This window comes from Nitratireductor soli (genome assembly GCF_001050155.1).
In the GTDB taxonomy this organism is placed as follows: Bacteria; Pseudomonadota; Alphaproteobacteria; order Rhizobiales; family Rhizobiaceae; genus Nitratireductor; species Nitratireductor soli.
This window is the reverse complement of the sequence record NZ_LFVY01000001.1, coordinates 120,248-138,979: the sequence shown is the minus strand read 5'-3', so window position 1 is coordinate 138,979 and position 18,732 is coordinate 120,248. Positions and strand designations below refer to the sequence as shown.

Sequence of the window (18,732 nt, the reverse complement as noted above, 5' to 3'; positions counted from 1 at the left end):
AAGGCACTCGATCGTTGACTTTTTTTGAACTGGGTGGCGACAAGCAATGAAACTCTACGGGTCGTCGAGATCGCCTTATGTGCGCAAGGTTCTGATCACCGCGCATGAGACCGGCACGATCGGCGACATGGACATCGAGATGATGACCGTCACCGCGAAGGCGTCCAATCCACGGCTTCTGGAGATCAATCCGCTCGGCCAGATCCCCACACTGGTCCTCGACGATGGCGAGGTATTCTACGATTCGGCGGTCATCTGTCGTTACCTCGATCTGGTGCTGGGCGAAGGGCGGCTGCATCCGCGCGAGATCGCCGCCGAACTGGCGATGATGCGTCGCCTGGCGGTCGGCGACGGCCTGATCGCCACGCTGATGAACCTGCTTGCCGAACAGGCGCGCTGCCAACCGGGCCATTCGGATCTGCGCATCGCGGCGATCATGCGGAAACTGCCGTGCATCTTTTCCAGCCTCGACGCGGAAGCGGACCGCATGGCGGAGGCTCCCTTCGATATGAGCCAGATCACGATAATTGCCGCCCTTTGCTACGTCGATTTTCGTCTTTCGGCGGCATGGCCGTGGCGCGACGGATATCCGGCGCTGGCGCGTTGGTTCGCAATCGCCGGCGCCCGCTCCTCGGTCGTGGCGACCGCCTATTTCGACGAGCAGGGCGCGGCGGGAACAGGACAAGCGGAGAAAGCAAGGACACAATGAGCATCAGCGGTAAAGCCTACATTGTCGGCGCGTACGAACATCCCACGCGCAAGGCGCCGGACAAGTCGCTCGCCCAGCTTCATGCGGAAGTGGCGCTCGGCGCGCTGCAGGATGCGGGGCTGGGCAAAGACGATGTCGACGGCTATTTCTGCGGCGGCGATGCTCCGGGCACCGGTCCGCTGTCGCTCGTCGACTATATGAACCTGAAGGTGCGGCATGCCGATTCGACCAATATCGGCGGCTCCTCCTATATTCTTCATGTCAACCACGCCGCCCAGGCCATCGCCGCCGGCAAATGCGACATCGCCCTGGTGACGCTGGCCGGCCGTCCGCGCAGCGAAGGGGCGCAGAAGGGCGCGCCGCAGCGCACCGACAATCCGATGCAGCCGGATTTCCCCTGGGAACAGCCCTTCGGCATGACGACGCTCAACGCCTACGCGATGTGCGCCATGCGCCACATGCACCAGTTCGGAACGACGCCCGAGCAGCTCGCCTGGGTCAAGGTCGCCGCCTCGCATCACGCCCAGCACAATCCGAATGCCGTGCTGCGCGATGTGGTGACGGTCGAGGATGTGGCCAACTCGCCTATCATCGCCGATCCGCTGCGCCGGCTCGATTGCTGCGTCATCAGCGATGGCGGCGGCGCGGTGATCGTCACCCGTCCGGAGATCGCCCGCAGCCTCAAGCGCCCGCTGGTGAAAGTGCGCGGCGCCGCCGAGGCGATCAAGCACCTGTCGGGCGGCGATGTGGATCTGACCTATTCGGCCGGCGCCACCACGGCTCCGCTCGCCTTCGGCGAGGCCGGCGTGACCCCGGCCGACATCAAGTATGTCTCCCTCTACGACAGCTTCACCATCACCGTGATCGTCCAGTTGGAAGACCTCGGCTTCTGCAAGAAGGGCGAAGGCGGCCGCTTCGTCGCCGACGGCAATCTCATCTCCGGCATCGGCAGATTGCCCTTCAACACCGATGGCGGCGGCCTGTGCAACAACCACCCCAACCATCGCGGCGGCATGACCAAGATCATCGAGGCGGTGCGCCAGCTGCGCGGTGAGGCCCATCCGGCCGTACAGGTCGACGGTTGCGACCTGGCGCTGGCGCACGGCACGGGCGGCCTGCTCGGCACGCGCCACGGCTCGGCAACGCTGATCCTCGAACGCGAATAGGAGTTGTCATGTCGATCCTGTCCGATGCGCTGGAGCATCACCCCGAAACGCAGCCCTTCTGGTCCGCCCTCGGCGAGGGACGTTTCCTGCTCAAGCATTGCCGCGCCTGCGGCCGCGCCCACTGGTATCCGCGCGCCATCTGCCCATTCTGCACCAGCGCCGACACGGAGTGGCGCGAGGCAAGCGGCGACGGCACGATCTACTCCTACAGCATCATGCGCAAGGCGAAGGAGCCCTACGCCATCGCCTATGTGACGCTGGCGGAGGGGCCGACCATGATGACCAACATCGTCGACAGCGATCTGGAGGCGATCCGCATCGGCGGATCGGTGCGGATCGCCATCGGCAAACGTGACGAAGACCTCCTGCCGCTGTTCAGGCTCGCCTGACGTGGAGACACGCCGGCGGCGCGGAGGCATCCGTGCGCCGGTCATGGCGGTTTCGCCCGGCCCTGCCAGGTACACAAGGAATTCTATCGAGAGAGGAAACAGCCCGATGCCCGCACCCATCTCCCGCACGCTCGCCGCGTTCGCCGCGCAACTGAAGTTCGACGACATTCCCGGCCTGGCGGTCGAGGCGATCAACACCGGCATCACCGACACGGTCGGCGTCATGATGTCGGGGATCGGCACGCCCGTCTCAAAGCTCACGCTCGACAGCGTCGGCACGCGCGGCAAGACGGGCGAGGCCCGCATCTTCCTTGGCGACGAGCGTGCATCGGCGGTCGATGCGACGCTCGTCAACTCGGTCACCACGACCAGCGTCGTCTATGACGACGTCGCCTTCACCGGAACCCACACCAGCACGATCCTCATGCCGGCCCTGTTCGCCGAGGCCGAAGCCTTCGGCGCGTCGGGGCGCGATGTGGTGCGCGCCTATGCGGCGGGCTATGAGGCCTGGGCGCGCCTGGCCGAGCGCGATCCCGATTCCTACGCCGGCAAGGGATGGCACGCGACGGCCGCCTTCGGCGCCACGGCGGCCTCCATCGCCGTCTGCAACCTGCACGGCCACGACGCGGAAACCACGCTCCGGGCGATCGGCATCGCCGCCGCCATGCCGGGCGGCATCACCGCCAGCTTCGATACCGATGTCGGGCCGTTCCAGGTCGGTCGGGGCGCGGCGGCCGGCGTCATGGCGGCGCGGTTGGCCAAGGCCGGCATGACGGCGCCCGAGGACGGGCTCGAGCGCCCCGGACGCGGCATGCTGGTCGCGTTGTCGCCGAAGGGCGCGGTCGATCTCGACACGCCGATCGCCGATCTCGGCAGCGCCTGGCGCCTCGAGACGATCGGCATCAACATCAAGCAATATCCCTTCGGCAACATGAACCAGCGCGCCATCGACGGCACGCTCGACCTGGTCAGGGAACATGACGTTTCGCCCGAGGCGGTGGAGCGGGTCGAGGTGCTGATCAGCGAAGCGCAATATGCGGTCGTCTCGAAATCGCCGTCGACCATCAACTTCGTGCCGAGCCACAGCATCACGCTCGCCGTGGCCGGCGCGATCATCGCCCGCCGGGGGACATTCGCCGAGCTGAGTGAGACCTTCCACAGCCGCCCCGACGTGCAGGCGCTGATGAAGGTCATCGCGCCGGCGGTCGACAAGACGATCCCCGCCGACACCCAGCCCAATCTGGGCTACAGCGGCGGCATCCGCATTCATCTGAAGGATGGAACCGTTCTTGAGAGCCCGAGCGTATCCTATGCGCGCGGACACTGGACCCGGCGCATGAGCGAGGAGGAGCTGTGGACCAAATTCGCCGCCTGCACGCATGGCCGTCTCGACGAGGCGAAGGCGCGCCGCCTGTTCGACCAGCTCCTGCACCTGCAGAATGTGGGCAGCATCGCGGATTTGAATGCTTGATGGGCTTGGGGGCGTCAGCGCCCCCACTCAAAACCGGTCTATCTCTTTGTTTTTCTGCATTTACGCGGGCGTCAGGTAATTCCACCTGACTGCAACCCGCCTCTATGTGTGCGCCACCGCGGCCTTCTGGCTGCCCGAAATCCCCCAGGGCACGCCGAGCGCCGCGCTGCCGGGGAATTCGAGAAACACGTCGGAGCCGATCTCGAACGCCGTTTCCGGCTCCATGTTGATCTGGAACGTGCGCCCGCCGACCTTCACATTGTAGCGGATCATATTGCCGAGGAAACCGCTCAGCGTGACGGTCCCCTTCAGGCGGTTGAAGCCGTCGCGCGCCGGTGCGCCGAGCGGCTGGAGATCCATCGATTCGGGGCGGATCGACACGGCGATGTCCTCTCCGGCGGGCAGCATCTCCTGAAAGGCGCAAGCGATTTCCTCGCCGCCCTCGAGCACCACCGCACCCAGGCCCTTGCCGTTGAGCGGGCGCGTGACCTTGCCGCGCACCAGATTCGTCGCCCCGACGAAGCCGGCGACGAAAGCGCTTTTCGGCCGGCCGTAGATTTCGCGCGGCGGCCCCATCTGCACCACATTGCCCTTGTCGATGACCGCCACCAGGTCGGACATTTCCAGCGCCTCGGTCTGGTCGTGCGTGACATAGATGGTCGTGATGCCGACCTGCTGCTGCAGCCGCTTCAGCTCGGTGCGCATCTCATCGCGCAGGGTCGCATCAAGATTGGACAGAGGCTCGTCGAGAAGCAGCAATTTGGGCTGGCGGACGATGGCCCGGGCCAGCGCGACGCGCTGCTGCTGGCCGCCCGAAAGCCGCGTCGACGAGCGCGTCTGAAAACCGTCCAGCCCGACACGCCTGAGCGCATCGTCGACCATGCCGGTGGTTTCGGCCTTGCTGTACTTGCGGTCCTTCGACACCCGCAGCGGAAAGGCGACATTCTCGAAGACGGTCATATGCGGCCAGATCGCATAGGACTGGAAGACCATGCCGATGTTGCGCCGGTTCAGCGGAACCGTCACGCCGCTCGCGCCGTCGAACAGCACCTGGTCGCCCAGGCGGATCGTGCCCCTGTCGGGCCGCTCCAGGCCGGCGATGCAGCGCAGCGTCGTCGTCTTGCCGCAGCCGCTCGGCCCCAGAAGGGTGAAGAACGTCCCCGGCTTGAGGGAGAAACTCGCCTCGCGAATGCCGCCGGCGATGCCGTCCTCGCTCATGACGAAGATCTTGCTCAGGCCGCTCACCTCCAACGTCGATGTCGAAGCTTCACTCATTCCCCTTCCCCTTCGCTCTTGTCCCGGCCCTGGCGTGAAATCGGAGCCGGCTCCGTCGCACCGTCCTGTCACGCGTAACGCAGCGGCGCGGCGGTGAGGCCCTGCAGCATCTCGCGGGTCAGTCCCTCGACCATGTCGATGACCAGAAAGCCTGTCGGCGACACATCCAGTACGGCAAGATCGGTGTAGATGCGCGTCACCGCGCTCGATGCCGTCAAGGGATAGTTGCAGCGCTCCACCAGCTTCGGCTGTCCGTCCTTCGTCGTGTGCGACGTCATCACCCACACATTGCGCGCGCCGACCGACAGGTCCATCGCCCCTCCGACGGCCGGCACGCGGTCGTTGAACGAGGTTGTCCAGTTGGCGAGATCGCCGTTCTGCGCCACCTCATAGGCGCCGAGCACACACAGATCGAGATGGCCGCCGCGGATCATGGCGAAACTGTCGGCATGATGAAACAGCGATGCGCCCTCCACCAGCGTCACATTCTCCTTGCCGGCATTGATCAGCCACGGGTCGACTTCCTCGGCGGTCGGCACGGGCCCCATGCCGAGAATGCCGTTTTCCGAGTGCAGCACCACTTCGCGGTCGGGCGGTATGTGGTCGGCGACGAGCGTCGGCAGCCCGATGCCGAGATTGACGTACCAGCCTTCGGGAATATCGGCCGCCGCGCGCCGGGCGATTTCGTTCTTGTTCCGGCTGCGATAGGGCTTGGCGTTGCCGGCGGTCATTTCGCGCCTCCTTCGGCCGTTGCGACCCGCGAGACGGGCGGATCGCCGCCCGGCACATGCACGACGCGATTGACGAACAGCCCCTGGGTGACGACATCGTCCGGCCGGATGGCGCCGAGCGGCACGATGTGCTGCGCCTGGACGATCGTCAGCCGGCCCGCCATGGCCATGATCGGATTGAAGTTTCGCCCGCTGCCGCGATAGGTGAGATTGCCCCAGCGATCGGCCCGCCACGCTTCGACGAGGGCGATGTCGGCGGTCAGGGCATATTCGAGCAGATATTCGCGCCCGTCGATCACCCGTGTCTCGCGGCCCTCGGCCAGCTGCGTGCCGACGGCGGCCGGCGTGTAGAACGCCGGAACGCCGGCGCCGCCCGCCCGAATGCGCTCGGCCAGCGTTCCCTGCGGAACCACTTCGAGCTCGATCCGGCCCGCCTTGTACGCCGCGTCGAAGGTCGACGAGCCGCGCGGGAAGCTGCAGATCATCTTCCTGACGCAGCCCTTGCCGATCAGCCGTCCAAGACCGATGTCCGGCTCGAACCCGGCATTGTTGGCGATCACGGTGAGATCCGTCAGCCCCGAATCTCCCAGGGCGTCGAGCAGGGCGTTCGGCTGCCCGACGGCGCCGAAGCCGCCGACCAGGACGGACGCCCCGTTGGCGATGCCCGACAGCGCTTCGGCGATATCCTTCACTTGCTTGTCGATCATTCCGCTTCACGTCTCCTCCGGCCGGGCCGGCATTTGCAACGCATTCAGGGATGGGGCGCGGCCATTCCATGGAATGCATGCTACCGGCCGACATAATGCGGCGCGCGCTTCTCCTGAAACGCCCGCCGTCCCTCGATTCGATCATCCGTGTCGCGCAGCAGCCCCCAGACCAGGCGCTCCAGGCGCATTGCCTCGTCGAGCGGCAGCGCGCCGCCTTCCTTGACCAGACGCTTGATCGCCCGCACCGAAAGCGGCGCGTTGTCGGCGATCCGCCGGGCCAGCGCCTGCGCCTCGGCAACGAGGTCTTCGGCGGGCACGATGCGGCTGATGAGGCCGAGGCGCAAGGCCTCGGCAGCGTCGATCATATCGCCGGTCAGGAGCATCAGCATGGCGTCGCTGGCGCCCACCATGCGCGGCAGGCGCTGGGTTCCGCCGGCGCCGGGAATGGTGCCCACCCTCACTTCCGGCAGGCCGAACCGCGCATGCGGCGCGGCGAGGCGGATGTCGCAGGCCAGCGCCAGCTCCAGGCCGCCGCCCAGCGCATAGCCGTTGATCGCGCAGATCAGCGGCTTGTCGGTGGCCAGGCCGGAAACGAAACTGTGGTCGCCCGGACCGAAAGCCTTGGCGGCGTAACTTTCGGCGGGCGGCATCGTCTTCTTCAGGTCGGCGCCGGCCGAAAAGGCCTTTGCGCCCGCGCCGGTCAGGACCGCCGCGCGAATATCGCCGTCGCCGTCGATGCGCCGCCAGCAGTCAAGCAGCGCGATCTCTGTTTCCGGGTCGATCGCATTCATCGCATCAGGACGGTCAAGCGTCACCGTCGCGACATTGCCCGTCACCGAGAACTGTACTGAACCCACCTTCAAACCCTTATCAACGCTGTCGCAATTCCCGATCCTGGCCGAAGGGTAGAAACGGACCGCATGAGGGTCAAACGACTAAACCGGGCAACCGATTGATTTTTTCTCACCCTCTGCCGCCGCTTCGGCTCCGCCTTCCAGGGTGCCGCTTGAGTTTCGGTCGATCAGCCGAAACCGCACGCGGCAACAGATCGCCCGTTCTTTCCGCCTGTTGTTTGAGCATTGCTCAATCGCCCGTTCGCTTAACTCGCTTGACGGTGCGCCGTCGCCATCGGTCAATTGACGCGCAGCGACCCTCCTGTCTTTCCGCAGGACAGCCGGCGTCCGGAACCGCATCCTCCCACTCCGTTCGCATGGCTCGAAAGGTGAAGCGGTTCGCCTTGCGGCGGAGTGGACATGCGTGCTTGCCAAATGACCGATGAAGGACAACCAGATGGCGGAGATTTCACCTGAAACGACCGGGAAATCGGCCATGCCGGCGCGGCGGCCGGCATTCTCGGTCGGCCTGCGGGCGGACCCGGCCAACTTCGCCGCCTTCATCCGGCAGGCCGACGAGCTCGGTTTCGCCGGCCTGTGGGTGCAGGACACGCTCAACGACCGGAATTTCTCCCTCGATCCGCTGCACCAGCTCTCCTATGCGGCGGCCGTCTCAAAGCGGATGCGGCTCGGCATCTCGGTGCTGTTTTCCGGCTATCGCAACCCCGCGGTGCTGGCCCGCGAACTGGCGACCATCGACCAGCTCTCCAGCGGCCGGCTCACCGTCGGGCTCGGCGTCGGCAACGCCTATCACCGCCCGCGCCTGGCCGCGCTCGGCATCCAGACCGACCGGCCCGTGCCGCGGCTGATCGAGGGCATCGGCGTCATGCGCGCGCTCTGGGGCGAGGAGGAGGCCAGCTATCAGGGCGAGATCTACGCCTTCAGCGGCATCCGCTCGCAGCCCAAGCCGATCCAGCGCCCCGGACCGCCGATCCTCATCGGCGCGCGCAACGAGAAGGCGCTGCGCCGCGCCGTGGCGATCGCCGATGGCTGGACCGGCGCGGCGATGATTCCGCATGAGCAGCGCAACGAGGAACTGGCGATCCTCGATGACGAACTGGCGGCGACGGGCCGTGATCGCGCGTCGTTCACCATCTCGGTCAATGTCTACACCGCCGTCGATCCCGACCGCGACGTGGCGCACCGGCGCGTGCAGGAGGTCCTGTCCAAAGGCTTCAAGGACAACCCCGTCTACGACGCCGGTTCGATGGCCGAGCGCGTCGCCGTGTTCGGTTCCGCCGAGGAATGCGCCGAAACCTATCGCAGGATGCTCGACCAGGGGATCGACGAACTGGTCCTGCATCCCATGTACGACCCCGCCATCCAGCTCGAAAGGCTGGCGCGCACGGTCGAACTGGTCCGCGCCGCTTAGGGTCAGGACCGAAACACCCTAGCGCCCCGGTGCTCCCAGTTGGCGCAGAAAGCTCCTGTAGTCTGTTCGCACCCACTCCTCCACCAGCCGCCCATCGTCGTCAAAGCGGAAGATGTTGATCAGGTCCATGACGATGCGCTGCCCGTTGGGCGGCAGCGACCCCGCCGGAGACATGGTGAATTCGTCGACGAATGTCCCCTCGATCCAGGTCTGGCAGGCAAGATGACCGCCTTCCGCGATGATGATGCCGCGCCGGATCGAGCGATCGGCGAATGCGGCGCGCAACGACCGAAAATAGTCGGTGAGCCCGGCATAATCCGTCTCGAATCCATCGGGGCCGTGGAAACGAAACGCGTCAGTGTTGAAATATGTATCGGTCTCGGCCTGATCTTCGCCGGAGACTTCAAGTTCGCCAGCCCTGATCAGACGGGCAATCAGTTCATCTCGGTTCAACGGCATGTCTTATCCTTTGCAATGACAATCTTCATCTCGAACGTGGTCTTTCAACGCATGCATGGCGCGCCGGGCGCTCAGCGCGCCTTCGGCCTGGCGCGCGTGACGATGAACCACTCGGCAACGAGCGCGGACACGAAGATCGCGCTCCACAGGCTGGAGGTGTAGAGCTGGTCGAACGGGATCGACGGCACCAACTGCCGCACGCCCATGCCGGCGACCAGAAAGACCCGCAAAAGCACGGCGGCGAAGGTCAGCGCGTAGTTGCGGATCATCCAGATGCGGTGATCGGCGAAACGGCGCTGGCGGGCGGCGCGATAGGCGTGCCAGGCCGAAAGGAGCCAGCCCATGATGAGCAAACTGAAACCGACCTGGGCGGCAAAGCCCGCCGTGGTCATGATCGTGGAAGCGATGGCGGCGATGCTGCCCAGGACGACGCAGCAAAGATAGACCTTCCCGGCGAGGCGATGCGCCTTCGGCCAGCGGGTGCGTATGGCCGGCATGAACTGGAACGGGCCGATGATCAGGGCAAGCCCGCTCGGAACGGCGTGAACGGACAGCCACAGCATGTGCGCGGTGAAAGCCGCATTGAGCGGAATTCGGCTCCAGAGCGGATCGAAGGTCGCATAGGGCGGCACGGCGTAAAGGCCGATGGCGATCGCCGCGATTGCAATCAAGCCCCATCCGAGATGGCGGCTTGCCGCGCGTGGCGGTCGTTGGTCGGAAGGTTCGGTGGCGGCGGTCATGGTCTCGCTCTGGAATCCCGGCTGCTGGCTTTGTTCCAGACCATCCTGCATCGCCCTTACCTCAAAAGAAATTGTCGGAATTCTTCCATCTGCTAGTATCCTTTTTATGAGCAACCTCATTTCCTGGGATCATCAGCGCGCCTTCCTGGCCGTCATCGAGGAAGGCAGCCTGTCGGGCGCGGCCCGGCGGCTCGGCGTGTCGCAACCGACCATTCGCGGCTGGATCGCCGCGCTCGAGGAGGCGCTCGACACGAGGCTGTTCAGCCGCTCGGTCAATGGCCTGACCCCGACCGAAAGCGCGCGCGCCCTGGTCGAGCCGGCGCGCGCCATGTCGCTTGCCTCGGATGTCTTCGTTCGCGCGGCCACGGCTGCGCCGGGCGAGATCGCCGGCACGGTCCGCGTCAGCGTTTCCGAGACGATGGGGATCGAGGTGATTCCGCCGATGCTCGTCCCGTTGCGGCGGAAGCATCCCCGCCTGACCGTCGAACTCTTCGTGACCAACAAGCCGGCCGATCTTCTCGCCCAGGAGGTCGACATCGCCGTGCGCACCTTCGCGCCCGGGCAGGATGCCCTGATCGCCCGCAAGGTCGGAACCATACCGCTCGGCTTCTTTGCCAGCATCGACTATCTGGAACGCCGCGGCTGGCCTGAGACGATGGCCGACCTGGCCGGACACGATATTCTCGGGCCCGATCGCTCGGCCGTCGATCTGCGGCTCGGCAATGCCGCCGTGCCCGACCTGCGCCCGGCGCGCTATGCCTTGCGCACGGATTGCCACCCGGCGCGCATTGCGGCGGTGCGGGCGGGGCTTGGCATCACCGTCATGCAGGTTCCCATCGGCTCCGGGGATCCGGGGCTTCGGCGCCTTTTCCCCGACACTGTGGTGACGTCGATGGACACCTGGATCGTCGCGCACGAGGATCTCAGATCCGTGGCCAAGGTCGGCGCGGTGTTCGACCACCTGGTCTCGGCCTTCATCGATTTCATCGGCGGGCACGGGAAACCGGCCGGCAGGGGCTCAGGCTTGCCCTAATGCATGTCGCATTCAAATGGATCCATTTGAATGACAACGAACATGCATCATTTCAAGGTGCTACAGCGTCCTTTGCGCGTCTGATAAGACGCGCAAAGGACGCTGTAGGCAGACCGTGCCGGATGAAACCAAGCGCGGTTGCCGCTCTATGCCGACGATCCGCGCCGTGCCACGACGAGGGCCAGAACGGCGCTTGCAAGGTAGGCCGCCGCCGCTGTTCCGAGCGCCCAGGCATAACCCTCGACGGTCCCCGCGCGGGTGGCCGCCACCGCCATCAGAGCGGCAAAGCCGATCGTCGGGCCGAGTTCCATCGCCGTGTTCATCACGCCGCCGGCAAGTCCCATCTGTTGCGGGGGAACATTGTCCATCGACAGGACGGCCGCGCCGGAGAAGATGAGCGACATGCCGCCGGCCAGCAAGACCTGCCCCGGCAGCAGCACGGCGAGATAGTCGGCGTTTCGCTCGAGCAGGGCAAGCCACGCCAACCCCGCGGCGCCGATGAGAAAACCCGCAGCTGTCGTGACCCGCGCCCCGAACCGCGCGACGACGGTCGCTGCCAGAAAGTTCACGCCGATCAGAGCGACGGCAAAAGGCAGGAACGACACCGCCGTCTGGAAAGGCGTCCAGCCGCGCACGTCCTGAAGATAGACAAGCAGGATGAATTCGATCAGCAGCGACCCGGCTGCGGCAAGCATCATGCCGACAAGCCCCAGGAGCCGCATCCGGTCGAGAAGGAATGCCGGCGGCAGAAGGGGATCGCGGATGCGGCGTTCCGTGAACAGGAACAGGAGGAGCAGCGCCACTCCGGCAGCCAGCGGTCCATAGACCTCCGGCGAGCGCCAGCCCGCCTCATGGCTGGCAATCAGCCCGAAGCTCGCAAGGACGATGCCTGCGGTGGCCAAGAGGGCGCCCAGGGGATCGAGGCCTGGCCGCTTCGCATCGACACGCGGACGCGCCGGCGGCAGCATCGTCGCGGCGGCCGCCAGCCCGACAAGCGACACGGCAATCGGAACAGCGAACATCCAGCGCCAGTCGACGACGCTCGTGATCATGCCGGACGATATGAAGCCGAGCACTGCGCCAAGCACCGAGACGCCGCCCCAGACCGCCATGGCCCGACCAAAGGCCGCCATGTCGGGGTAGAGAGAGCGGACCATGCCGAGCGCGGCGGGAGCGATCAGCGCGCCCGCGACGCCTTGCAGAAAGCGCATCGCCAGGAGTTCCTCGTAACGAGAGGCCAGCGCCGCAACCAGCGACGCCAGTCCGAACAGAACCAGGCCGACCACGAACATCGTCCGGGCGGCGTACCGGTCCGTAAGCCGGCCGCCAAACAGGAGCAACCCGCTGAAAGGCAGGCCGTAGGCGACCTGCAGCAGGAGGACGCGGGAATCGGACAAAGCGAACTCGCCGGCGATCTTCGGCAGCGGGATCATGATCAGGGCGATGGTGAAGATCAGCGTCGCTTGAACGATGGCCAGGACCGGGAAGGCAAGCCGGGTCGGGGATCGCAGGCGGCCGCCAGCGGCTTCGTAAGACGTCATTGCGCCATATCCTTATTTCATTCTATCAATCAATTGAATGACATTATATATGACCGCAGTCAAGCCGGCGCAGACCAGGCGATATCCACATGGAACGGTTTTACCGAGCGGCGCCCAATCGCCTGTTAGAGCGCCATGCGTCCATTCGGACGCATAAAGGCGCTCTATCTCTTTGAATCTACACATCGTGCTTTCCGAAAATCGATGCCGATTTTCGGGCCGATCCTGTAGCCGGCGTCCTTCCAGCGCATCGCCGATTCATGAAAACCATCTGCACGGCGACAGCCGCGTGCGCAGAGCCAGAACGTGAACGCGCGAAGAGAGAATCAGGCGGGCGTTTCGACCTGAAGCCCAGCGGCTTTCCAGTCCGGGAAGCCAGCGGCGAGCCGGCGCACATGGAAGCCCTTGTCTTCCAGAAGCGCGGCGGCGGTGGTGGACAGCACGCAATATGGTCCCCGGCAATAGGCGACGACCTCCTGGCCCGGGGGCAGTTCGGCAAGCCGTTGCTCCAGTTCCCCGGCCGGGATATTCAGCGCCCCGGGCAGATGCCCGAGGGCGAATTCTTCCGCTGAACGCACATCGAGGAGCGTCACGTCGCCCGAGGCGAGGCGGTCGAGCAATTCCTCGCGGGAAATCGAAGCGTGCCGCCCCCCGGCATTGGCCGGATCGGCGATCAGTTCGCGGACCTCCGCACGCGTGTATTCGGCGTAATTGCGCAAGGACGCCAGCACGTCTTCGACCGGGCCTGCGCCGAGGCGATAAAGCACCCGTTTGCCATCCCGGCGGGTGTCTACGAAACCGGCCCGCCGCAAATGCTGGAGATGCTGCGACGTGTTGGCGACGGTGAGGCCCGCCAGTTCGGCAAGCCGCTCCACGGGCCGTTCGCCTTGCGCGATATGCTCCAGCAAGGTGAGGCGATGCGCATGCCCGAGAACGCGGGCGATGTCGGCCAATTGGGAGAAAAGCTGCAAACGGGCGTCAGAGTTCGTCATCGGCGAAACCGTAACATGATCAAATCGATCAAGCAATCGATTGAATGTTGTCCGATCCGTGCCGGTCGTCGAGGCGTCAGCGTTCCTGCAGCGCCAATCGAATGCCGAGAGCGCAGTAGATGCTGCCGACCACCTTTCCCTGCCATCTCAGCACAGCCGGGTTGCGGCGCAGAAAGTTCCCCAGTCCGCCGGCGCTGACTGCAAAGACAATTGTGCTGAAGAACCCGATGAACGCAAACAGCACACCAAGAATGGTGAGTTGCGCAAGCACATAGCCATTTTCCGGCCGAACGAATTGCGGAAGAAACGCCAGGAAGAATAGTGCAGTTTTGGGATTCAACACTTCCGCCAGAATGGCCTGCCGGAAGGCTTGGAGCGCAGTGATGGGTGTTCGGCCTTGGCCCAGGGACGACGGTGCTTTCTCGAGGATTGCCTTGATTCCAAGGTAAACAAGATACGCGGCCCCGAGATATTTGACGATGCTGAACAGCACCGCGGAGGTGGCGATGATTGCCGAGATTCCCACAACCGCGAAGATTGTGTGGATGATGTCGCCCGCCGTTATGCCGGCTCCGGTCGCGATGCCGACCCTTGCTCCGGAGGTGGTGGCACGGGCGACCGTTAGCAACGTCGCAGGTCCGGGGATAAACACGAAGCCCAGGACGATGACCATATAGGTAATCAGCGTAGCCTGGTCGATCATCCTGTAGGTCCTCCCCGATTTTTCCGATGAAGGCATAGATCCATTGGGTTGGCAATATGGAGCCATGCCGGGATCGGAGATCCCCGTCCAGGCGTCAATGTCGGGAAAGGGCGCGCAGCGGAAGTTTCCAAGGGTCGGTGCAAATGTCCACAATCGGGCGAATAGCGACCGCTTCTACGCTGCCGCGGCAAGCGGCCGGATAAGATCGCCAAGCATCGGCATCGGAGTGCGCTATGGCGCGCATTCCGGGACGCCGGAATTGCGCGGCAATCATCGGCAGGTGGCGGGCCCCACGTCTGCTCTGTCATGTCGCCGTTTTCAGAAAATCCAGCGCGGCAACGGTGCGCTTGGGCTCGATCTCGTGGGTTCCGGCCGTCACGATCCCCTCCACAACGAAAGGGTCAGCGGCGATGCGTGCATCGTGATCGGCGCGGTTTTCCCCATGGGCGAGGATGGCGCCCCCGGCGGCAGGCTGGAGCGAGCCGATGCAAAGGAACACACCATCGGCAAAGCCCTGCGCGATCCATTCATTGTGCGCCGCCATAAACTCGGGCGCGGCGGCACGGTTCTCCGCAAACTTCAGGAAGGTGACGAACATCGGCGCTCCTTGTTCAGCGGGATGGGGAAATGTCCGGCAAGGTCGTAAGCCAGTGTTCGATTCCAGCCACCTCGCTGCGGATGAAAGAATCGTCGCGGAAAGCGGTAGCCATGACAGCGACCCCCTGCGACCGGACAAGAAGATGCAGCGCCAGCGCCTCGGCCCGGTCGCCCGCACCAAGCGCTTGAAACTGCCCGGTCAGCCAATCGCGGAACAATCCGAAGATTTCGGCCGCGCGGTCCTGCGCGACGTGATCGAGCTTGGCGAGTTCGCAGCAAAGTGTGCCGACCGGACAGCCAAAGGCCATGATCTTCGCCCGATTGGCGACCAGCATATGGACGAAGGACAGGATGCGCTCGCGCGGGCCGTCGCCATCGGCCTGCCAGCCGTCGAGCATCGCGTGCGTCCGCTTCACACGGCGGGCGATCACGGCATCAAGCATGTCGTCCTTGGTTTTGAAGTGATGATAGAAATTCCCGCGCGAAATGCCCACGGCCGCCGCGATGTGAGCGAAGGAAGTGGCCTCGAATCCGCCTTCGTAGAAAAGGTCATCCGCCGTTTCGACGATGAGGTTGCGGGTTGATGATGCGGGCATGAGCGAGCGCCGTTGTCAGGGTTTGGCAAAATTAGGACAAGCGTCCTAATTAGTCAACACCCGTGTATGAGATGACTGCTCAGCCCGCAACCTCGCCCTTCAGTCTCGCATAGAAGACCTGCCAAGGCCGTAGCTTGGTTTCCATGTCCTGAAGATCGTCTCGATCCGGCCACGGATGCGCGGATCGGTTGGTTCCAGGCCCCAAGGCGCGCCGTGATTTACACGCCCGGATGTCGCGGAAACATGCCGCCATCATCTGCGTCGAGGTCAATCGTCAGCGAAATATGGCGCGGCCTTGCAACCGCGAACATGACAGCTTCAACCACGTCGCGGCTTGTTGCACGCTGGCCTTTTTGTCGCTGGCCGGCTTCATGCCAGTCAGCTTGATCCGGCCGGGCGTCATCAAGGTAGGGCGGGTTCACCAGGATTGAGCGCATCTTTGTGCCAGCAAATGTCTGCCGCAACCCGTCGGCCAAGGCGACTTGTGCACGCTTGGCGGCGTAAAATGGCACGGATACCGATTGCAGGGCGGCGTTGGGCAGGCCGCTTACCGAGCCTATGGTGACCACATCGGGCGCCTCCGAACGCTCCAACATCCGGTTGAGACCCTGCGTGAACAGAAATGTTCCTGAAACTGCGGCGTTAATCACGCCCAGTACAGCGGCATTCGCATAAGGCTCGGCGCTTGCTTCAAGCCACATGGCACCATTGTTGATCAGGATATCGACATGCGCATGGCGCGTATGGATCTGCTCGACAGCCTGTGTCACGCTGATTGTGTCGGACAGATCGAGCGTCACGATATCGGGGCTGTGCTCGGAGCGTTCGGTTATCAGCTTGGAGATCGCCTGAAGGTCCGATGCGCGGCGGCCACAAACAACAAGCCGACATCCGGCATCGGCGAAAGCCAATGCAAATGCTGCACCCAGGCCACGCCCGGCCCCCGTGATCACCACCACCTTGTTTCTAAGATTGTCCATGACTGAACCTTGGAGTTCAAAGATGGTCGATTCCTATCGCGATCTCTTCTCCCTTGCCGGCACGAAGGGGTTCGCCGCTACCGGCTTCATGCCGTCACTGGCGGGGTGGCAGGGAGCAGATGCAACTGGCTGGCACCTGATCCCGGGGGAGCGGCCTTGGCGGAGAGGGAGGGATTCGAACCCCCGATACCCTTGCGAGTATGCCGCATTTCGAGTGCGGTGCTTTCAACCACTCAGCCACCTCTCCGCGAGATGCTGGCACGCCGGTGCCGGCGCGGCGCACTAGATAGCCGGTGAGGGCTTTCGTTACAAGGGCCAATCTGCGTCAATGTCGGCCCGCGACTTGACCTTCACCGCACCTTCCATTATGCACACGCGACTTGCGGCATGGGAAAGTCTTCGTGCCGCTCGTACATTAACCCGTAAAGACTGACAAAAAGACGGCAGGCCGCCCCTTTGGCGCGCCAAAGCCGGACCGGACACTGAAAGGCTAAAAGATGTTCGCAGTCATCAAAACCGGTGGCAAGCAGTACCGCGTTGCCGCCGACGACCTGCTCCAGGTCGAGCTTATCGCTGGCGAGCCCGGCGAGATCATTCAGTTTGCAGACGTCCTGGCGGTTGGCCAGGGCGCGGAAGTCACCTTTGGCGCCCCGCTTGTCGATGGCGCCAGCGTGGCCGCCGAAGTTGTCGAGCAGGGCCGCGGCAAGAAGGTCATCGCCTTCAAGAAGCGCCGCCGCCAGAATTCGCGCCGCAAGCGCGGTCATCGCCAACTGCTGACCACGGTGCGCATCTCCGAGATCCTGACGGGCGGCGCCAAGCCTTCGAAGAAGGCTGCAGCCAAGCCGGCCGCCAAGGCGGAAGACAAGCCGGTGAAGGACGACAAGCCGGCCAAGAAGGACGCCGCGCCGAAGAAGGCGGAAGTGAAGGCGGATGCGCCGGCAGTGGCCGCACCGCTGTTCACCGCGCCCAAGGGCGAGCCCGACGATCTGACCAAGATCAAGGGCATCGGCCCGGTGGCCGCCGGCCAGCTCGCCGAGCAGGGCATCACCACCTTCGCCCAGGTGGCCAAGCTGACCGACAAGGATATTGTCAGGATCGACGAAGCCATGCCGTTCAGCGCCGACCAGATCACCGATTGGCGCGAGCAGGCCAAGGAACTGGCGAAGTAGAGCAACTCCAGGGAAAATGGGAACCGGTTTCCCGTCTGGAATTGCGCAGGGTAATGAGGTAGAGCGGTTCAGCGTTTCCATGAGACGGTGAACCGGTCTAGACCGCGCAAGCGGGTTGAAAAAGAACGCGCGACAGCGCATTAGGAATACGGGCGCTCGTCTGGGCGCGAAGGAGTAGCAAGATGGCACACAAAAAAGCTGGCGGTTCGTCGCGCAACGGTCGCGATTCGGAATCCAAGCGCCTTGGCGTGAAGAAATTCGGCGGCGAGAAAGTGCTGGCCGGCAACATCATCATCCGTCAACGCGGCACCAAGTGGCATCCCGGCGTCAATGTCGGCATGGGCAAGGACCATACGCTTTTCGCCCTTGAGCAGGGCGCCGTCACGTTTGCCAAGAAAGCCAATGGCCGAACCTACGTGTCGGTAAACCCGATTACGGAAGCAGCGGAGTAGCCGGTCCGCTTCACCAACACCGGCGACCCATCTCGGGGACCGGTGTCTGGACAGTCCGGAAAAGGTTCGAAAGGGGAGATGGGTCGCCATCTCCCCTTTAATTTTGTCCGGAGGAAAGAAAGATGGTTGCCGAAAGTGAAGAGGTTGAGAGTGAGAGTATAAGGATCGACTGCCCCGTCCTGGTCACCGAGCGCCTGGTGCTGCGCGGCCCGCGCGAGGACGATGTGACGGAGCTGGTCGAACTCGCCAACAATCGGCGTCTTGCCGAGATGCTGGGACGGATGCCGCATCCCTATCGCGTCACCGACGCGGATTCCTTCCTCACCCGCGTGCGCACGGGCGTCATGGATGGCTGCACCTATGCCATCACGCTCTCCGAAAGCGGCGCCTTCATCGGTTGCGCCGGCATGGACAGCCGCGCCCAGGGCCTGGAGATGGGCTATTGGATCGGCGAGCCCTATTGGGGTCGCGGCTACGCCACCGAGGCGGCGCATGCCCTGGTCGATCTGGCCTTTCGCGCCACCGACATCGAACGGCTGAACGTCTCGTGCCGCGTCACCAACACCGCATCGCGGCGCGTCATCCACAAATGCGGTTTCCAGTATGCCGGCCAGGGCATGATGGATTCGCTGGTCGCCGGCAAGGTCCCTGTGGAGCGCTACCACCTCGACCGCAAGACCTGGGTCAGCCTGCGAAGCTGGGGCGCATGAGCAAGAGAGCATTTTGCAGTCAGGTGGAACCACCTGACGTCCGCACA

21 protein-coding genes and 1 tRNA gene are annotated in these 18,732 nt (G+C 64.3%); 9 read left to right on the top strand and 13 right to left on the bottom strand.

The features are described from left to right. Positions 1 to 46 precede the first annotated feature (46 nt). The 4 genes from AB843_RS00695 to AB843_RS00680 all read left to right on the top strand — a co-directional run bounded on the left by AB843_RS00695 (position 47) and on the right by AB843_RS00680 (position 3,735). A complete protein-coding gene (locus AB843_RS00695) occupies positions 47 to 709 on the top strand; it encodes a glutathione S-transferase (protein WP_048644860.1) in 663 nt (220 codons plus the stop codon). After that, the gene (locus AB843_RS00690) at positions 706 to 1,875 is read left to right on the top strand and encodes a thiolase domain-containing protein (protein ID WP_048644859.1); all 1,170 of its coding nucleotides are present in this window, start codon (positions 706 to 708) and stop codon (positions 1,873 to 1,875) included. Before AB843_RS00695 ends, AB843_RS00690 begins: the two co-directional genes overlap by 4 nt. Before the next feature lie 8 nt (positions 1,876 to 1,883). Further along, entirely contained in the window at positions 1,884 to 2,264 is a 381-nt protein-coding gene (locus AB843_RS00685) for a Zn-ribbon domain-containing OB-fold protein (protein ID WP_087587008.1), read from the top strand. A 106-nt stretch (positions 2,265 to 2,370) separates the two neighbouring features. Further along, positions 2,371 to 3,735, top strand: a complete 1,365-nt coding sequence (locus tag AB843_RS00680) for an MmgE/PrpD family protein (protein ID WP_048644858.1) — start codon at positions 2,371 to 2,373, stop codon at positions 3,733 to 3,735. A 102-nt stretch (positions 3,736 to 3,837) separates the two neighbouring features. Here the strand turns inward: AB843_RS00680 and AB843_RS25395 are convergent, their stop codons facing one another. From AB843_RS25395 to AB843_RS00660, 4 genes are all read right to left on the bottom strand, one after another. Next, a complete protein-coding gene (locus AB843_RS25395; protein WP_082143579.1) occupies positions 3,838 to 5,010 on the bottom strand; it encodes an ABC transporter ATP-binding protein in 1,173 nt (390 codons plus the stop codon). A 68-nt stretch (positions 5,011 to 5,078) separates the two neighbouring features. Then, complete coding sequence (locus AB843_RS00670) at positions 5,079 to 5,741, bottom strand: 3-oxoacid CoA-transferase subunit B (RefSeq protein WP_048644857.1); 663 nt, start codon at positions 5,739 to 5,741, stop codon at positions 5,079 to 5,081. After that, positions 5,738 to 6,445: a CoA transferase subunit A gene (locus tag AB843_RS00665; RefSeq protein ID WP_206412765.1), complete on the bottom strand. Its 708-nt coding sequence runs from the start codon at positions 6,443 to 6,445 to the stop codon at positions 5,738 to 5,740. The genes AB843_RS00670 and AB843_RS00665 overlap by 4 nt, the downstream gene beginning before the upstream one ends. Positions 6,446 to 6,528: 83 nt before the next feature. Continuing rightward, complete coding sequence (locus tag AB843_RS00660; protein ID WP_048645170.1) at positions 6,529 to 7,305, bottom strand: enoyl-CoA hydratase/isomerase family protein; 777 nt, start codon at positions 7,303 to 7,305, stop codon at positions 6,529 to 6,531. A gap of 433 nt (positions 7,306 to 7,738) precedes the next feature. Between AB843_RS00660 and AB843_RS00655 the strand changes: the two genes are divergently transcribed. Beyond that, positions 7,739 to 8,713: an LLM class flavin-dependent oxidoreductase gene (locus tag AB843_RS00655; protein WP_157384397.1), complete on the top strand. Its 975-nt coding sequence runs from the start codon at positions 7,739 to 7,741 to the stop codon at positions 8,711 to 8,713. Positions 8,714 to 8,731: 18 nt separating this feature from the next. Here the strand turns inward: AB843_RS00655 and AB843_RS00650 are convergent, their stop codons facing one another. Together AB843_RS00650 and AB843_RS00645 are read right to left on the bottom strand one after the other, a co-directional pair. After that, positions 8,732 to 9,172, bottom strand: coding sequence for an ester cyclase (locus AB843_RS00650; RefSeq protein WP_048644854.1), 441 nt, complete (start codon positions 9,170 to 9,172; stop codon positions 8,732 to 8,734). 71 nt (positions 9,173 to 9,243) lie between these two features. Further along, positions 9,244 to 9,963: a DUF2306 domain-containing protein gene (locus tag AB843_RS00645; protein ID WP_157384396.1), complete on the bottom strand. Its 720-nt coding sequence runs from the start codon at positions 9,961 to 9,963 to the stop codon at positions 9,244 to 9,246. Positions 9,964 to 10,018: 55 nt separating this feature from the next. Between AB843_RS00645 and AB843_RS00640 the strand changes: the two genes are divergently transcribed. Further along, the gene (locus AB843_RS00640; protein ID WP_048644853.1) at positions 10,019 to 10,945 is read left to right on the top strand and encodes a LysR family transcriptional regulator; all 927 of its coding nucleotides are present in this window, start codon (positions 10,019 to 10,021) and stop codon (positions 10,943 to 10,945) included. A 146-nt stretch (positions 10,946 to 11,091) separates the two neighbouring features. Here AB843_RS00640 and AB843_RS00635 read toward each other — a convergent pair whose 3' ends face one another. From AB843_RS00635 to AB843_RS00605, 7 genes are all read right to left on the bottom strand, one after another. Next, entirely contained in the window at positions 11,092 to 12,486 is a 1,395-nt protein-coding gene (locus AB843_RS00635; protein ID WP_048644852.1) for an MFS transporter, read from the bottom strand. A gap of 326 nt (positions 12,487 to 12,812) precedes the next feature. Then, entirely contained in the window at positions 12,813 to 13,478 is a 666-nt protein-coding gene (locus tag AB843_RS00630; RefSeq protein WP_048644851.1) for an ArsR/SmtB family transcription factor, read from the bottom strand. A 76-nt stretch (positions 13,479 to 13,554) separates the two neighbouring features. Beyond that, positions 13,555 to 14,181: a LysE family translocator gene (locus AB843_RS00625; protein ID WP_048644850.1), complete on the bottom strand. Its 627-nt coding sequence runs from the start codon at positions 14,179 to 14,181 to the stop codon at positions 13,555 to 13,557. Between the two features lie 304 nt (positions 14,182 to 14,485). Beyond that, positions 14,486 to 14,779 carry a YciI family protein gene (locus AB843_RS00620; protein ID WP_048644849.1) on the bottom strand — a complete coding sequence of 98 codons (294 nt, stop codon included), beginning with the start codon at positions 14,777 to 14,779 and terminating at the stop codon, positions 14,486 to 14,488. Positions 14,780 to 14,792: 13 nt separating this feature from the next. After that, positions 14,793 to 15,374 carry a TetR/AcrR family transcriptional regulator gene (locus AB843_RS00615; protein WP_048644848.1) on the bottom strand — a complete coding sequence of 194 codons (582 nt, stop codon included), beginning with the start codon at positions 15,372 to 15,374 and terminating at the stop codon, positions 14,793 to 14,795. Positions 15,375 to 15,592: 218 nt separating this feature from the next. Continuing rightward, complete coding sequence (locus tag AB843_RS00610; protein ID WP_048644847.1) at positions 15,593 to 16,354, bottom strand: SDR family oxidoreductase; 762 nt, start codon at positions 16,352 to 16,354, stop codon at positions 15,593 to 15,595. Between the two features lie 157 nt (positions 16,355 to 16,511). After that, positions 16,512 to 16,601 (bottom strand) — tRNA-Ser (locus tag AB843_RS00605). A gap of 250 nt (positions 16,602 to 16,851) precedes the next feature. Here AB843_RS00605 and AB843_RS00600 point away from each other — a divergent pair. The 3 genes from AB843_RS00600 (at position 16,852) to AB843_RS00590 (ending at position 18,685) form a co-directional block, all read left to right on the top strand. Continuing rightward, a complete protein-coding gene (locus AB843_RS00600; RefSeq protein ID WP_048644846.1) occupies positions 16,852 to 17,523 on the top strand; it encodes a 50S ribosomal protein L21 in 672 nt (223 codons plus the stop codon). A gap of 182 nt (positions 17,524 to 17,705) precedes the next feature. Then, on the top strand, positions 17,706 to 17,975 hold the full coding sequence (gene rpmA / locus AB843_RS00595; RefSeq protein WP_048644845.1) for a 50S ribosomal protein L27: 270 nt from the start codon (positions 17,706 to 17,708) through the stop codon (positions 17,973 to 17,975). 122 nt (positions 17,976 to 18,097) lie between these two features. Next, a complete protein-coding gene (locus AB843_RS00590) occupies positions 18,098 to 18,685 on the top strand; it encodes a GNAT family N-acetyltransferase (protein ID WP_048644844.1) in 588 nt (195 codons plus the stop codon). Positions 18,686 to 18,732 lie beyond the last annotated feature (47 nt).

What these genes read in the sequence shown, in the direction of transcription:
- AB843_RS00695 (WP_048644860.1), top strand. Translation starts at nt 47, where the DNA reads ATGAAACTCTACGGGTCGTCGAGATCGCCTTATGTGCGCAAGGTTCTG.
- AB843_RS00690 (WP_048644859.1), top strand. Translation starts at nt 706, where the DNA reads ATGAGCATCAGCGGTAAAGCCTACATTGTCGGCGCGTACGAACATCCC.
- AB843_RS00685 (WP_087587008.1), top strand. Translation starts at nt 1,884, where the DNA reads ATGTCGATCCTGTCCGATGCGCTGGAGCATCACCCCGAAACGCAGCCC.
- AB843_RS00680 (WP_048644858.1), top strand. Translation starts at nt 2,371, where the DNA reads ATGCCCGCACCCATCTCCCGCACGCTCGCCGCGTTCGCCGCGCAACTG.
- AB843_RS25395 (WP_082143579.1), bottom strand. Translation starts at nt 5,010, where the DNA reads ATGAGTGAAGCTTCGACATCGACGTTGGAGGTGAGCGGCCTGAGCAAG.
- AB843_RS00670 (WP_048644857.1), bottom strand. Translation starts at nt 5,741, where the DNA reads ATGACCGCCGGCAACGCCAAGCCCTATCGCAGCCGGAACAAGAACGAA.
- AB843_RS00655 (WP_157384397.1), top strand. Translation starts at nt 7,739, where the DNA reads ATGGCGGAGATTTCACCTGAAACGACCGGGAAATCGGCCATGCCGGCG.
- AB843_RS00650 (WP_048644854.1), bottom strand. Translation starts at nt 9,172, where the DNA reads ATGCCGTTGAACCGAGATGAACTGATTGCCCGTCTGATCAGGGCTGGC.
- AB843_RS00645 (WP_157384396.1), bottom strand. Translation starts at nt 9,963, where the DNA reads ATGCAGGATGGTCTGGAACAAAGCCAGCAGCCGGGATTCCAGAGCGAG.
- AB843_RS00640 (WP_048644853.1), top strand. Translation starts at nt 10,019, where the DNA reads ATGAGCAACCTCATTTCCTGGGATCATCAGCGCGCCTTCCTGGCCGTC.
- AB843_RS00635 (WP_048644852.1), bottom strand. Translation starts at nt 12,486, where the DNA reads ATGACGTCTTACGAAGCCGCTGGCGGCCGCCTGCGATCCCCGACCCGG.
- AB843_RS00630 (WP_048644851.1), bottom strand. Translation starts at nt 13,478, where the DNA reads ATGACGAACTCTGACGCCCGTTTGCAGCTTTTCTCCCAATTGGCCGAC.
- AB843_RS00625 (WP_048644850.1), bottom strand. Translation starts at nt 14,181, where the DNA reads ATGATCGACCAGGCTACGCTGATTACCTATATGGTCATCGTCCTGGGC.
- AB843_RS00620 (WP_048644849.1), bottom strand. Translation starts at nt 14,779, where the DNA reads ATGTTCGTCACCTTCCTGAAGTTTGCGGAGAACCGTGCCGCCGCGCCC.
- AB843_RS00615 (WP_048644848.1), bottom strand. Translation starts at nt 15,374, where the DNA reads ATGCCCGCATCATCAACCCGCAACCTCATCGTCGAAACGGCGGATGAC.
- AB843_RS00610 (WP_048644847.1), bottom strand. Translation starts at nt 16,354, where the DNA reads ATGGACAATCTTAGAAACAAGGTGGTGGTGATCACGGGGGCCGGGCGT.
- AB843_RS00600 (WP_048644846.1), top strand. Translation starts at nt 16,852, where the DNA reads ATGTTCGCAGTCATCAAAACCGGTGGCAAGCAGTACCGCGTTGCCGCC.
- rpmA (WP_048644845.1), top strand. Translation starts at nt 17,706, where the DNA reads ATGGCACACAAAAAAGCTGGCGGTTCGTCGCGCAACGGTCGCGATTCG.
- AB843_RS00590 (WP_048644844.1), top strand. Translation starts at nt 18,098, where the DNA reads ATGGTTGCCGAAAGTGAAGAGGTTGAGAGTGAGAGTATAAGGATCGAC.